Here is a 13,832-nt window from a genome sequence, read left to right as displayed (position 1 = left end):
GCACGCACGCGTCGGCGGCGCGTGATCGAATCCTGTCGTGCTCATGGGGGAGTCGGTTCCACATGGATGTGATCGAATCGGTCCGGGCTGCGGTGCTCGGGCATTTCGGTGTCGGGACGGCCGATTCGGCCTCGGTGACATTTCTCGGGCTCGAGCCGATCGAGATCCTGCGCATTCCCGACGGTGAGTTCGTGCATTACGTCACCCTCGGCGGCGCGCGGCATCCGATGACCGATCCCGCCGCGGCCGTGGTCGATCCGGAGCGCGGGCCGCGCGCGGAGCTGGTGCTGACCCTGCGCGGCGGCGACGCGCACACCGGGCTGACCCGCGCGCTGGGCGTGCTGATCGCCTCCCCCGCAGTGGAAGGCGTTGTGTTGCAACCGGATGCGCTGCTGGACCTCGGAGAACCGTTGTGGGCCAACGCCCCGTTCACCGCGGTTCTGCTCGGCCCCGGCGACGTCCCGGAACTCGACCTCCCCGAACCCGCGGATCCCGTGCGATTCCTGTCGGTCTCACCGATCACCGCCACCGAGGCCGCCTGGGTGCGCCTGCGCGGTGCGCCCGCGTTGCGCGAGGCATGGGCCGAAGCCGGAATCGACGTGCGCGATCCGGGCCGCGGCGCGGCGAATCTCTGACCCTCCGCCGCCCCACCACAGCCGTGCGAGCCGCGGCACACTGGCCCTGTGCGGCGTGGATCGAGGTCGGGGCGATCCAGCAGGCATCCGAAGCGGCGACCGGCCATCAAGGGCACCCGATCTCCGCCGACTCCGAAGAACGTCAACCCTCGGCCTGCCGGAGCGGAGACTGAACATCACGGCACCTGAGTTCTGCCGATCTCGGATAACGTCAACACCAAAGGCTGCGGCCCTTGGGGGCCGCGGCCCGCCGGAGCGAAGCGGAGGCAAAAATAACACAGTGCGCATCGACCTTCACACTCACAGCACCGCCTCCGATGGGACCGACAGCCCCGCTGAGCTGATCCGCAATGCGGCTGCGGTGGGGCTCGATGTGATCGCGATCACTGATCACGACACGACCGCGGGGTGGGACGAGGCCGCCGCGGCGTTACCGGCGGGGATGAGTCTGGTGCGCGGTATGGAGATGTCGTGTCAGGGGATGGGGGAGGACGGGTGGCCGGTGCCGGTGCATCTGCTGGCCTATCTGTTCGATCCGGCCGATACCGCCTTCGCCCGCGAACGGGAGCGGCTGCGCGGTGAGCGGGTCGCCCGGGTGCGGGCGATGGCCCAGCGGATGGCCGCGGACGGGCTGCCCGTCGATCCGGACGAGGTCCTCGCCTCGGCGGGGCCCGCGGCGGGCCGCCCGCATCTGGCGCGAGCCCTCGTCGCGGCCGGAGTGGTGCCGACGGTGGACGCGGCCTTCGTGAGTTTGCTGGCCCCGCGTGGTCGCTACTACGCGGAGAAGGCCGATACCCCGCTGCGCGCGGCGGTCGAAATGGTCACCGCGGCAGGCGGAGTCGCCGTGGTGGCCCATGCCCGCGCACGCACGCGCGGCCGCCTGCTCGCCCTCGACGACATCCGCGACCTGGCCACCCTGGGCCTCGGCGGCCTGGAACTCGACCACCCCGACCACAATTCGTCCGACCGCGCGATTCTGCGCGATCTGGCCGCCGAACTCGGCCTGCTCACCACCGGCTCCTCGGACTACCACGGTGCGAACAAGGTCATCGCTCTGGGCGAATGCACCACGGACCCGGTGCAATTCGAGAAACTCGCCAGCAAGGCGAGCGGCGTCCCGGTGATCACCGCATGACCCCCGGACCGCGCGTCATCGCGCAGCGCCGACATCCGCGTCGCCCGGAACTCGTCCGCGCCGGCGTCGGATCACGCGGGACGGTTGGCGGCTTTCCATTCTGTTCCCTTGTGAGCCATAACTTTCAGAGGGGTCTGGATGATCGCGATATGTCATCGGGCCGCTCGTATCCTGACGGTCGCTCGGCGAGATCGCGCGGAGCGGACGGTCGTTGCCGGTTCTGTTCTGTTGTGATTCGGCACTTTCGGGCGGCGACGGAGAGGTGTGATCTGCCGTCATACCGCCCGTATCACGAGGATGGCTCAGCTGTGCCGACCGGTGCATCCACGCACTGGCGGTTGAATCATATTGTGGAACAGTATTTTCGGGCGTGCCCGAATGGCCGCGGTATGTCACGCTGTCGCCCGTGTTCGCAGCGGAGTGGCCGTGCGTTCGCTGATTTCCGGGTCTATCCTGCTGCGGGCGAAAGCTTTCGTACAGGAATGGGCGGAAACGATCATGGGGTGTTCCGCGGGTGCGGAATGTCGCCACGGAAGATGGCCGGTAGCTCAGGAAACGGTGTATGGGGGTGGGAGAGATGGTGGCGTGTGGTGGATCGGTTCGGGATGGGGTGTCGGGCGTGAGGGCCTTGCGGGGGTGCAGCGGGGTGGTGACGGCGGGGATGGTGGTGTTGGCCTTGGTGGTGGCCGGGTCGGCGGTGCTGGGGAACGTGTGGGGGTATCCGGGGCCGGGCGGGCGGGCGGTGGGGTGGCATATAGGGTTGGCGGTCGTTGCCGCGGTTGCGCAGATATTTGCCGATCGGCGTCGAGGTTTGGCCGCATTCTCCGGATCGGTGGTCGTTTTTGTGGCGGCAGGTTATCTATTGGTTACGCAATGGTGGAATTGACCCCCGTGTAACGGTTGCCAACGGGTGAATCGTGTCCGAACCTTATTCTTTGTGAGCAAGATCGCGAGCGAATCTTCGAAGCAGTCCGCGGCGCCGGCATGTCTCCACATGATGGGGTCGGGTAGCCGCGGGATGCGGCCGTGATCGACGTCGAGGCCGACGTTCTGGTGGTGGGCGGCGGCCCGGCGGGGGTGTGGGCGGCGCTGGCCGCCGCACGTGCCGGAGTTCGGGTGGTGCTGGTCGACAAGTCGCGCTGCGGGCACAGCGGCCCGACCGCGAAAAGTATTGTCTCGCTGTGGAATATCCCGCCCGGCCCGCTGCGTGACGCGGCGGTGGCGCGCGGTCTGGCCGATGGCGGTTGCCTCGGCGATCCGGAGTGGATGGCACGGATGCTGGCCGAGACCCACCGGCACGCGGACCGGCTGGCCCGCTCGGTGCAGCGCGGTCCGATGGGGCGTACGGCGCCCGCGGCCCGGATCCGGCTCGACGGTGCGCAGTACCTCGCCCGTATGCGCCGAGCGCTCGTGCTGGCCGGGGTGCGGATCCTGGATCACCACCCGGCGCTGCAACTGGTGGTGGACCCCGAGGGGGTGGTCTCCGGCGCGGCGGGCATTCAGGCTCGCGACGGTTTTCGATCCTGGTCCGTGCGGGCCGGTGCGGTGGTGCTGGCCACCGGCGGATGCGCGTTCCGGTCCGGCGGCGCGGGGACCGATGTCGATACCGGCGACGGGATGCTGATGGCCGCCGAGGCCGGCGGCGAACTGTCCGGCATGGAGTTCTCCAGCGCGTATTCCCTTGCGCCGGTGCTGGGTCCGCATCCGGCGGGTGCGGAGCGGCGCGCGCCGGCCGCCCGGGCCGCGCTGCGGACGGCCACCCTCTGCGACGAGTCCGGCACGGTATTCGGCAGTGCGGGAGAGGGATTCGCCGCACAGGCGCTCGCGGCCCTCGCGGACGGGCGACGCGTCTACGCCTGCTGGCAACTCGATCCGCGCGACGCCGTGCCGGGTCAGCGGGTGGCCGGCGATCTTGCGCGCATGCCCGTGCGGGCGGTGCTGGAGGGCACCGTACGCGGCGCAGGCGGTGTGCGGCTCGTCGGATTCGATTGTGCCACAACAATTCCCGGACTCTTCGCGGCAGGCGAGGTGACCGGGCGCGAACCGATCACCGGCGCGGTCGGCGGGTTCGGCGGTCAGGGTGGGGCCTGGTCGATGTCGTCGGGTGTGTGGGCGGGCGCCGGTGCGGCTCGCTTCGCCACCGGACGCGGTCGGCGGGGCCCGGTGCGGCTGGTTCCGGGTGCGGGACTGCACGGCGGATCCGGCCTCGATCCGCGCGCGGTGATCGGCCTGGTCCAGGAGCACACCCTGCCCATGCGACGCAGTTATCGGCGCAGCGCGGACAGCCTGCGCGACAGCATCGCCGAACTCGACGCCCTGTGGCCCGCCACCGAATTCGCGCTCGGCGGCAGCGGCCCGGATCGATTGCGTGCCCGCGAGGCCGCGGCGCTACTGGCGGTGGCGCGGTGGACCAAATACAGTGCGCTGGTCAGAACCGAATCCCGCGGTATCCATCGGCGCACCGACCATCCCGAGGTCGTCGAGCACTGGTGTCGGCGTCTGCTCACCGGCGGCCTGTCCACGGTCTGGGTGCGCCCGCAGGCGTGCGAGCCGATCGTGTCCGTCCCGCAGCCGCAGTCCGAGCCGGTTTCCGCGCTCGAGCCGACGGACTTGGCTACTGCCTGACCGATCGGCCGGGTTCCGCCGCAGCACGATCGGGTCCGGCCCGATGGTCCGTTCCCGCGCGGGGGTGCGTTCGGGCCTGATCGCGGAGGCCGGATCGCGCGCACAACTCTCGCCCGTGTCCGGTGCGACAGTTCACCGAGCCGTCGCGCGGATGGTCGGCCTTCGGTGACCCGGGGGTAATTTGCGCCACGTAGCCTCGGGAAATGGCACATCCCAGCCGTTCTCGACCCGCCACCGCGCGGCAGGATTTGGCAAGTGCCGAGCCTGCTGGCAGAATGTTCGGGATCCCGGCCGGTGCCACCGCCCGGCCCGGGGAGGTTGGTGAACGGCGATCCGTGACGCACGGCTCCGGTCAGCGGATCACCACCGTAGTGCATTGCCCGGACAACCATCCGGCCCCGGCTCGACGGATCTGTGCAGCGATACGCGAACCGTATCCCGTAATACCCCTTGCGGCTTGCCGCGATGTAACTACTGAACGGTATTGCGAGACATGCGCGAGCACATTCAGCGCGCCCTCGAGTAACCCGAAAAACCCCTTATTTCCATACCCGACGGTAACCGTCCCCCGGTTCAGCCCGCATCGAGCAGGAGTGAAATCGTGTCATCTGTGACTGACGCACCGAATACAACTGCCAGCCTGTCCGAGATCACGCACGAAGAGATTTTCGCCGGCCATCTCGGAGGCAAGCTCTCGGTGGAACTCAGCGCTCCGCTCGACTCGCAGCGGGATCTGTCGATCGCCTACACCCCGGGCGTGGCACAGGTGAGCCGGGCCATCGCGGCCGACGCCGCGCTGGCCAAGCGTTACACCTGGACCGACCGTCTGGTCGCGGTGGTCAGTGACGGCACCGCGGTGCTGGGCCTCGGCGACATCGGCCCGCGCGCTTCCCTTCCGGTCATGGAGGGCAAGGCGGCGCTGTTCAAGAAGTTCGCCGGGCTCAACTCGATTCCGATTGTGTTGGACACCAAGGACGTCGACGAGATCGTCGAGACCCTGATCCGCCTGCGTCCCAGCTTCGGCGCGGTCAACCTGGAGGACATCTCGGCTCCCCGCTGCTTCGAGATCGAGAAGCGCGTGATCGAGGCGCTGGACTGCCCGGTCATGCACGACGATCAGCACGGCACCGCGATCGTGGTGCTCGCCGCGCTCAACGGTGCGGCCACCGTGCAGGGCCGAGACATCAAGGATCTGAAGGTCGTGGTGTCCGGTGCGGGCGCTGCGGGCGTGGCCTGCACCAACATCATGCTCGCCGCGGGCGTGACCGATGTGGTCGTGCTCGATTCGAAGGGCATCGTCGGCACCGATCGCACCGACCTCAACGCGGTCAAGGCCGAGCTGGCCTCGCGCAGCAACCCGCGCAAGCTCAGCGGCGGTGCGGCCGATGCGCTCGCCGGTGCGGACGTGTTCATGGGCCTGTCCGCGGGCACCATCGCCGAGGAGCTGATCGCCTCGATGGCGCCGGAAGCCATCGTGTTCGCCATGTCCAACCCGGACCCGGAGATCCACCCCGAGGTCGCGCAGAAGTACGCCGCGATCGTGGCCACCGGCCGCAGCGATTTCCCGAACCAGATCAACAACGTGCTCGCCTTCCCGGGCGTGTTCAAGGGTGCGCTGGACGCCGGTGCGCGCCGGATCACCGAGGGGATGAAGGTGGCCGCCGCCAACGCGATCTTCGGCGTGGTGCGCGAGGAACTGGCCGTGGACAAGATCATCCCGAGCCCGCTGGATCCGCGGGTCGCCCCGGCGGTGGCCGAGGCCGTTGCCGCCGCAGCGCGTGCGGAAGGTGTTGCGTAACAGGTGGTTTCGAAGTCAGTACGCCCCACGCCGGGTCGCGTGGGGCGTTCTGCGTTGTCCGGGGCGCCGCCGGGTGGGCGGTCGGGCGCGCGTCGCGGTGTGGTGACGGCGCTGGTCGCCGCCCTGACGATCGCCCTGGTGCTGATCGGCGGTGTGGCGGCCGAGCCGCTCGCCGATTCCGTGCGCCTGGGCGATCGGGCGATCGCGATTCCCGGTGTGGCGCGCACACCGCCGATGGGCTGGAATTCCTGGAATGCCTACGGCTGCACGGTGAACGAGCGCATGATCGAGCAGGCGGCCGACGCCATGGTGGCCACCGATATGCGCGCGGCGGGCTATCGGTACGTCGTGGTGGACGACTGCTGGTTCTCGCCGCAGCGTTCGTCTTCCGGTGCGCTGCTACCGGATCCGACGCGTTTTCCGCACGGTATCGCGGCCCTCGCCGACTATGTGCACGCGCGCGGATTGAAATTCGGCATTTACGAGAGTCCGAATTCCCGCACGTGCGCACAGATCAACGGAACGTATACCGGAAGTACCGGAAGTATCGGACACGAGGATCTCGACGCCCGCACATTCGCGTCGTGGGGTGTCGATTATCTCAAATACGATTGGTGCTCACCGGATTCCAATATCGACCGGGCGGTGTCGGCATTCACGAAAATGCGAGATGCGTTGCGCGCCACCGGACGGCCGATCGTCTACAGCATCAACCCGAACAGTGACGTCCCCGGTGCGCCGCCCGGCGGCGTTTACGACTGGTCCGGTATCGGCACGCTGTGGCGCACGACCAACGATCTGCTGCCCGGCTGGGCGCTGCACCTGGGCCCGGCCGGAGATCAGGGGATCCGCGAAATCCTGTCCAGCGCGGCGATATCGGCCGCTCGATCCGGTCCGGGGCACTGGGCGGATCCGGATATGCTCCAGGTCGGCGTGCCGGGTGTGCTCGGCACCTCCTATCCCGGGCTGACCCAGGCCGAGCAGCGGACCCAGTTCGCCATGTGGGCGCTGCTGGCCGCGCCCCTGATGGCCGGTAACGCCCTGCCCTACATGAACGAGACGACCTGGCGGTTGCTGACGGATGCGGAAATCATTGCGGTGGACCAGGATCCGCTGGCCGCACCCGCCACCGTGGTGCCCGGGACCGACGGAAAGGTCTGGCGCAGAACGTTGTCGGACGGTTCGGTCGCGGTCGCGCTGTGGAACAGCGGTGATTCGACCGCCACGATCTCCGTACCCCTGCCGAACCTGAATCTGCCTGTCGCGGACAGCTTCACCGCCCGCAATCTGTGGTCGGGCGCACAGGCGACCGTGCGCACCACGGTCGGCGCGCAGGTCGCCGCACACGACACCGTGCTGTTGCGGATCAGCCCGTCTCCGGTGACCTGATCTCGCGGGCGCGGCTACCGGCTGTATCGGTCCATGTTCTGCTGGTTCTGGTAGTTCTGCAGCTGTTGATAATCCGTGACACCCGAGGAACCCCACAGGATCGGATGCGCGCCCGGCCCGCAGTCGCGAATCATGGTCTGCGTGGAGGTCGGGCCGATCCGCTCGGTGTGGTACCACTCGAACACCAGATTGGTGCACAGCAGTGAGTAGTTCATCGTGCCCGGCCCGAGATCGGTATTGGTACAGGTGGTTACGAGTTTGCTTCCGGTGGGTACCGAGACGCAGTTGACGGTTCCGATCGGAGTCGCCTGCGCCGCAACCGAACCCACGGTTGCGATACCGCCGAGCACCGCGGTCGTGAGCGCCGCCGCGGTGACGATGTTGCGAATCATCTGATTTCCCCCGCTATTTCAAGGTCGAATGGACGCAACTGTTGTATCGCACGGGCTGCGGCGACACAACAGTCACAGGCCGATTCCCGAGAAGGGGTGTTCGTTACCGGTGGCAGGCGTGCCGGTAGTCGATCATCGGCCGGCGCGCGCCCCGCAGGCCCGCGATCAGGTCCGGATGCGCCCGGCGGTAGGCCTGTCGTTCGGCCTTGCGCTGGTCCTTCGGGAGGGTCCTGATGTGGGCGAGTTCGGCGGTGAGGTCCGGGTGGGCGGCCAGATAGGCGGCTACCTCGGTCGCGGCGGCGGCGCGGGCCGCGGCGCGGTTCTGCACCGTGCACTGTGCCGGGGCCGCGGAGGCGGTCGCGGGCAGGGCGGCGGCGAGGGTGGTCAGGGCCGCGGTGGCGGTGAGCAGGGTGGCGGCGATGCGTCTCACGGGTGGACTCCGTTCGGTCGATTCGTGCTGTCGGGACGAATCTGCCCGCTGTAGCTGAGGGCGCGCTGAATTACCGGCTTCCGACCCGCGTACCTTCAGCTGATCTTCAGCGTCAGGACGAACCGGGCGCCGCGGCCGGTCTCGGGTTCGGTGCAGATCAGGTCGCCGCCGTGGGCCCGGGCGATGCCGCGGGCGATGGGCAGGCCGAGGCCCGAACCGCCCGAACGGGTTTCGCGGGCCTGGTCGAGGCGCACCAGCCGATCGAAGATGCGCTCGCGATCGGCCGGGGGGATGCCGGGGCCGGTGTCGGCGATCGTGATCCGGGCCAGTTCGTCGCGTGCTTCGACGCGCACGGTGACGGTGCCGCCCTCGGACACGGCCTGACCCGCGTTGCCCAGGACGTTCACCAGGACCTGCCCGATGCGTTCCGGATCGGCGATCGTGCGCACCGGCTCCCCGTCGAGCCGGAATTCCACCTCGGGGTGCAGTATTCGGACGCGATCGAGCTGAATTCCGGTGAGTTCGTACAGGTCCACCGGCTCGCCGCGCAACTGTAGGCCCGCATCGATGCGGGCCATGTCGAGCAGATCGTCGACCAGCCGACCGGCTCGCTGTGCCTCGCGGGCCAGCAGCAGATACATGTGCTGACGTTCCTCGGGATCGGCATCGGCCGGTTGATGCAGAACGGCCTCGGCTATGGCGCGGATTCCCGCGACGGGGGTGCGCAACTCGTGCGCGGCGTCGCCGACGAAGGCGCGCAACTGCTGTTCCGAACCACGGGCTCGGGATTCCGCGCCCTCGAGTGCGTCCAGCATCTCGTCGAAAGCGCTTGCGGTGCGGCCGAGTTCGGTATCGGCGCGGTCGGGGGACAGGCGGCTGCCACGGTGGCCGCGGGCGATGTCGCGGGCCAGGAGCGTCATCGAATCCAGCGGCGCGAGAGCCCGCCGCACCCCGAACCACAGTCCGCCCGTGATCAGTAGCAGCGCCGCGGCGATCGCGGCGACCAGCACCCAGACCAGCCGCGAACCGATCCGCGCCGGCAGAGGTTCGGCGATCTGCACCGTGAGCCGCGCCTGATCGAGCTGACCCGGTGCGGTCAGGATCACCTGTCGTGTCCTTGCGGTGCTCTCGGCCTCGCGACGCGGGGTGAGGCTGCCGTAGGCGCGGCCGTCGGCGAGCACCAGGCGTGCCCGCACCGAGCGATTGTCGACCCGGATGATCAGCGCCCCGGGCGGGGTGTTCTGCCTGGCGAGCTGGCGGGCCAGCTGTACGCGGTCGGTGAGGGTGGTCGCCTCGCTGCGGGAGACCACGACGGCGAACAGGCCGTGCACCACGATCGCCACGACCACCAGTGCGAATCCGGAAACTATTGCGGCGGTGAGGGTTACGCGGCGACGCAGGGATACGGTCCTCATGCTGCCCGGCTCATCGGTCCCCGGCCCGCAGGGCGTAACCCATGCCGCGCACCGTGTGCAGCAGGCGCGGCCCGTGCTCTTCGAGTTTGCGCCGGACCGCGCTGACGTACACCTCCACCAGATTCGGATCGTAATCCTCGTAACCCCATACGGCGGTGAGGATCTGGGTCTTGGTGACGACCCGGTCGCGATGTGCGGCGAGGTAGGTCAGCAGCTTGAACTCGGTCGCGGTCAGCGTGACGGTCTCGTTGCCGCGCAACACGATTCCCGATTCGACGTCCACCACCAGATCCGCGATCGTGATCTTGTTCTGCAGCTTGCCCATGCGCCGCAGCAGCGCCTCCACCCGGGCCACGAGTTCGGTCAGATCGAAGGGTTTGACCACGTAGTCGTCCGATCCGGCGCGCAGCCCACGCACCCGGTCCCCGACCCCGTCCCGCGCGGTGAGCATCACCACGCCCGCCGCGCAGCGCGCGCGCACCGAATCCAGCAGCGCGAAGCCGTCGCGTCCGGGCAGCATGACGTCCAGGACCACCACGTCGGGGCGGAACTGCGCCAGATCCCGCTCGAGTTCGCGGCCGTCCGGCCGCCCGAGCACCTCGTGCCCGGACGCGCGCAGCCCCGACGCGACCGCCGCCCGGATGGCTTCGGCATCTTCGATGACCAGGATTCGCCCGCTCTGCACACCCGACATTGTGGCGGCTGTGGGCTGAGGATTGATCGAGGGGCGCCTGAACGAGGCGTCGCCGGTACAACGCCGAGATCACCGCCGCAGCTGAACGAGCTCACCGGCCGCAGTGCGGGAGAAGCTGACCCTGTTGTGGCACAACCACTTCGCCACCTCCGCGGTGAAAGGCCGCGGTGTCGTGGAGAAGGCGGGGCGGAATCGGACGTGCTCAGACGGCAACTCCCTTGCGACGCAACTGGATCTGGTCTCCAACGCATCAAGTCCAGTGTCCTCACCCGCGTCTACTCGGGCGGTCCCGACTCCGCGGGCGGTGCAGCCGCGTCGAGGTCTCGTCGACGGCGGGCTGCACTCTGTGTGGTTGTGGTTGTGGCACTGCGGGTCCATGCTGTCCGCGGAGTTGCGCGGTGCGGATCTGCGGCGGGTGGATTCCCGACCGCGGATCTCCACCCGGGGTCCACCCGTGGGTGGTGGGGATACCGGCTCATTTGGCCGACGCTCGAAGTATGAGCTTGCAGAATGCGGTATTCGAAGGTGTCGTGGTCGTCCTCGTGCTGGGGTGGATCATCTATCGGCAGACGCGGTGGCAGGTGCTGGATCTCGCGCAGGTCTGGCGGGGGCCGGTCATTCTGGCGGTGGTCGGGGTGCTGGTGTCGCGGTCGGCGGTGGCCGGGGCATCGATCGGGGCGCTGGCGGTGGCGCTGCTGGCGCTCGAGGCGGTGCTGAGTGTGGGGGTCGGCATCGGGATGGGGATGTTGTCGCAGGTGCGGCGAGTGGACGGGCGTCTGCAGGCGCGGACCGGGCTCGCCGGGTCGCTGCTGTGGTTCGTCATGGTGGCGGTGCGGCTCGGGGTGGATGTGTGGGCGTCGGCGAGCGGAGCGAAGATCGTGGCCTCCGGCGGGATCATCTTGCTGATGTTGGCGCTGAACCGGGCAGGGCGCTCGGTGATGTTGCTGCGGCGTACCCGGGAGCCGTACCGGGTTGCGGCACACTGAACGCGATGATCGCCGGCATCGCGCCGACGGGCCTGTCCAGGCTGTTTCGCCTGGCCGGGCTCATCGTCGTGCTTTCGTCCTCGGTGCACGCACACCTGTGGGCGCATCCCGTGGATCGCGGCGGGCGTGGTGCTGCTGCGGCGCCCCTCTGCAGCGCGGTCGGTGCGCAGGTGGCCGCACACGACACCGTGCTGTCGCGGATCAGCCCGTTGACTGATCGGCAGTGTTACGGCCGACCAGCTGCTAATCGTCGTCGTCGTTGTTGTTCAGCAGCTGCTGGTAATCGGTGATGCCGGAGGATCCCCATAGGATCGGGTGTGCGCCGGGGCCGCAGTCGCGGATCATGGTTTGTGTGGAGGTGGGGCCGATTCGTTCGGTGTGGTACCACTCGAATTGCAGGTTGGTGCACAGCAGTGAGTAGTTCATGGTGCCGGGGCCCAGATCGGTGTTGGTGCAGGTGGTTACGAGTTTGCTGCCGGTGGATCCTCAGGATCGGGGCACACCGGTCATCGCGCCGGAATTGCTCGCTGACATGTCATGATGGGCCCATGGCGGATCAGAGAATCACCACGCAGCTGATGTTCGAGGGTGCCGCCGAGGCGGCCATGACCTTCTACACGAGCCTGTTCGAGGACGGGGCGGTGCTGGAGATCGAGCGGTACGCCGCCGGTGAGCCGGGACCGGAGGGCAGTGTCAAACGTGCGGTGTTCGCGCTGGCCGGTCAGCAGTTCAGCTGTATCGACAGCTTCGTCCATCACGAATTCGGTTTCACCCCGTCGATGTCGCTGTTCGTCGAATGCTCCTCGAATGCGGAACTCGAGCGGCTCTACGCGGCGTTGTCCGAGGGCGGCGGGGAGCTGATGCCGTTGGGCGAGTACGGCTTCAGCAAGCGGTTCGGCTGGGTCAACGACCGGTACGGCGTCTCCTGGCAGCTGAATCTCCAGTAGGGCAGCCGGTCACCGCGCGCTGGGAACCGTTGCGCCACGGCGCAATCGGCCCGTGCCCGGTGTGCTTGCCCACACCGCGAGGGCGAGCAGTGCGTCCAGCGTCAGCGCGAGCGCGGCCACCAGCAGCGCGCCGACCAACACCCGGTCGTATTTGTATAGGCTGATGCCGTCGAAGATGTAGCGGCCCAGCCCGCCCAGGTTCACGTACGCGGCGATGGTCGCGGTCGCCACCACTTGCAGTGTGGCCGAACGCAATCCGGTGAGCAGGACCGGCATCGCATTGGGCGTCTCCACGTGCAGCAGCACCTGACGTTCGGTCATCCCCATCGCGCGGGAGGCGTCCACCACGGTCGGGTCGACGTTCGCGATACCCGCGTACGTCCCCGCGAGCAGCGGCGGAATGCCGACGGTGAGCAGCGCCAGCAGCGGCGGCAGCAAGCCCAGTCCCAGACCCAGCACCACGACGGTCAGCACACCGAGCGTCGGCAGCGCGCGCATCGCATTGGCGAAGCCGACGACGAGGCCGCCGCCGCGGCGGCTGTGCCCGATCAGCAGTCCGATCGGCACCGCGATCGCCGCCGAGATCGCGATCGCCAGGAAGCTGTACCACAGGTGCTGTAGCAGCCGATTCCCGATTCCGGCCGGGCCGCCCCAGTTCGCCGCGGTGGTGAAGTAGTGCCAGGCGTCGATGAAAAGGTTCATGCGCCAACCCCTTTCACAAGGCGCAGGCGTTGCGCGAGGCTCGGCCGCTCCGCGCGCAACCACGGCGTGGCCCAGCGTCCGAGCACGAAAAGCGCCCGGTCGACCACCAGGGCCAGGACCAGTACCACGATGATTCCGGCGATGATCTCGTCGGGGTAGTCGCGCTGATATCCCTGGGTGAACAGCTTGCCCAGCCCGCCGACGCCGATCAGTGCGCCGACGGTGACCATGGAGATGTTGGTGACCGCCACCACCCGCAGATTGGCCACGAAAACCGGTATGGCCAAAGGGAATTCGACCGTCAGAGTGCGGCGCAGCCGGGTGTGCCCGATGGCGTCGGAGGCATCGAGCACCTCGGCGGGCACCGAATCCAGCGCCGCGGGTACCGCGATGATCAGCAGCGCCACCGAGTAGATGCTCAGCGCGATGACCACGTTCAGCGGATCGATGGTCGCGATGCCCGCCAGCGGCGGAATGATCACCAGCAGCGCCAGTGACGGAATCGTGAAGGCCAGGCTCGCGACGGTGATGGTGATCCGGCGCAACCACGGCACCCGTCGCACCGCCGCGCCCGCGGGGATCGCGATCACCAGTCCGATCAGCAGCGGGATCAGCGCCAGATACAGGTGCGTGCGCGCGAATCCGGCGATCTCGGCGAAGTTGTCGATCAGATATCTCATCCGA

At 68.4% G+C, this 13,832-nt stretch carries 14 protein-coding genes; 7 read left to right on the top strand and 7 right to left on the bottom strand.

Annotated features, from left to right (window positions below):
- Window positions 1-62: 62 nt before the first annotated feature.
- The 5 genes from NM2_RS12090 to NM2_RS12065 all read left to right on the top strand — a co-directional run bounded on the left by NM2_RS12090 (window position 63) and on the right by NM2_RS12065 (window position 7,582).
- Window positions 63-635 carry a suppressor of fused domain protein gene (locus NM2_RS12090; protein ID WP_157121044.1) on the top strand — a complete coding sequence of 191 codons (573 nt, stop codon included), beginning with the start codon at window positions 63-65 and terminating at the stop codon, window positions 633-635.
- A 280-nt stretch (window positions 636-915) separates the two neighbouring features.
- On the top strand, window positions 916-1,770 hold the full coding sequence (locus tag NM2_RS12085; protein ID WP_067667669.1) for a PHP domain-containing protein: 855 nt from the start codon (window positions 916-918) through the stop codon (window positions 1,768-1,770).
- A gap of 1,026 nt (window positions 1,771-2,796) precedes the next feature.
- A complete protein-coding gene (locus NM2_RS12075) occupies window positions 2,797-4,395 on the top strand; it encodes an FAD-dependent oxidoreductase (RefSeq protein ID WP_067667664.1) in 1,599 nt (532 codons plus the stop codon).
- Between the two features lie 601 nt (window positions 4,396-4,996).
- The gene (locus tag NM2_RS12070; protein ID WP_067667662.1) at window positions 4,997-6,193 is read left to right on the top strand and encodes an NAD(P)-dependent malic enzyme; all 1,197 of its coding nucleotides are present in this window, start codon (window positions 4,997-4,999) and stop codon (window positions 6,191-6,193) included.
- Window positions 6,194-6,196: 3 nt separating this feature from the next.
- The gene (locus tag NM2_RS12065; RefSeq protein WP_245717971.1) at window positions 6,197-7,582 is read left to right on the top strand and encodes a glycoside hydrolase family 27 protein; all 1,386 of its coding nucleotides are present in this window, start codon (window positions 6,197-6,199) and stop codon (window positions 7,580-7,582) included.
- A 14-nt stretch (window positions 7,583-7,596) separates the two neighbouring features.
- On the opposite strand, the gene NM2_RS12060 is transcribed toward NM2_RS12065, so the two are convergent.
- From NM2_RS12060 to NM2_RS12045, 4 genes are all read right to left on the bottom strand, one after another.
- The gene (locus tag NM2_RS12060) at window positions 7,597-7,974 is read right to left on the bottom strand and encodes a hypothetical protein (RefSeq protein WP_067667658.1); all 378 of its coding nucleotides are present in this window, start codon (window positions 7,972-7,974) and stop codon (window positions 7,597-7,599) included.
- Between the two features lie 103 nt (window positions 7,975-8,077).
- Window positions 8,078-8,404, bottom strand: a complete 327-nt coding sequence (locus NM2_RS12055; protein WP_067667657.1) for a hemophore-related protein — start codon at window positions 8,402-8,404, stop codon at window positions 8,078-8,080.
- 95 nt (window positions 8,405-8,499) lie between these two features.
- Window positions 8,500-9,819: a sensor histidine kinase gene (locus tag NM2_RS12050; protein ID WP_067667656.1), complete on the bottom strand. Its 1,320-nt coding sequence runs from the start codon at window positions 9,817-9,819 to the stop codon at window positions 8,500-8,502.
- A 10-nt stretch (window positions 9,820-9,829) separates the two neighbouring features.
- Window positions 9,830-10,513 (bottom strand): response regulator transcription factor, encoded by a 684-nt coding sequence (locus NM2_RS12045; RefSeq protein WP_067667655.1) that lies wholly within the window; start codon window positions 10,511-10,513, stop codon window positions 9,830-9,832.
- Between the two features lie 497 nt (window positions 10,514-11,010).
- Between NM2_RS12045 and NM2_RS12040 the strand changes: the two genes are divergently transcribed.
- Complete coding sequence (locus NM2_RS12040) at window positions 11,011-11,499, top strand: hypothetical protein (protein WP_067667654.1); 489 nt, start codon at window positions 11,011-11,013, stop codon at window positions 11,497-11,499.
- A gap of 243 nt (window positions 11,500-11,742) precedes the next feature.
- On the opposite strand, the gene NM2_RS12035 is transcribed toward NM2_RS12040, so the two are convergent.
- Window positions 11,743-11,925: a hypothetical protein gene (locus NM2_RS12035; protein WP_067667653.1), complete on the bottom strand. Its 183-nt coding sequence runs from the start codon at window positions 11,923-11,925 to the stop codon at window positions 11,743-11,745.
- 122 nt (window positions 11,926-12,047) lie between these two features.
- On the opposite strand from NM2_RS12035, the gene NM2_RS12030 reads away from it, so the two are divergent.
- Window positions 12,048-12,446 carry a VOC family protein gene (locus NM2_RS12030; RefSeq protein ID WP_067667651.1) on the top strand — a complete coding sequence of 133 codons (399 nt, stop codon included), beginning with the start codon at window positions 12,048-12,050 and terminating at the stop codon, window positions 12,444-12,446.
- Window positions 12,447-12,455: 9 nt separating this feature from the next.
- Here NM2_RS12030 and NM2_RS12025 read toward each other — a convergent pair whose 3' ends face one another.
- Window positions 12,456-13,148: an ABC transporter permease gene (locus NM2_RS12025; RefSeq protein WP_067667650.1), complete on the bottom strand. Its 693-nt coding sequence runs from the start codon at window positions 13,146-13,148 to the stop codon at window positions 12,456-12,458.
- Complete coding sequence (locus NM2_RS12020; protein WP_067667648.1) at window positions 13,145-13,828, bottom strand: ABC transporter permease; 684 nt, start codon at window positions 13,826-13,828, stop codon at window positions 13,145-13,147. The genes NM2_RS12025 and NM2_RS12020 overlap by 4 nt, the downstream gene beginning before the upstream one ends.
- Window positions 13,829-13,832: the final 4 nt, after the last annotated feature.

This window comes from Nocardia miyunensis NBRC 108239 (assembly GCF_001613065.1).
Classification (GTDB): Bacteria; Actinomycetota; Actinomycetes; order Mycobacteriales; family Mycobacteriaceae; genus Nocardia; species Nocardia miyunensis.
Note: the sequence above shows the minus strand (reverse complement) of the source record. Positions and strands in the feature narration are given on the sequence as shown.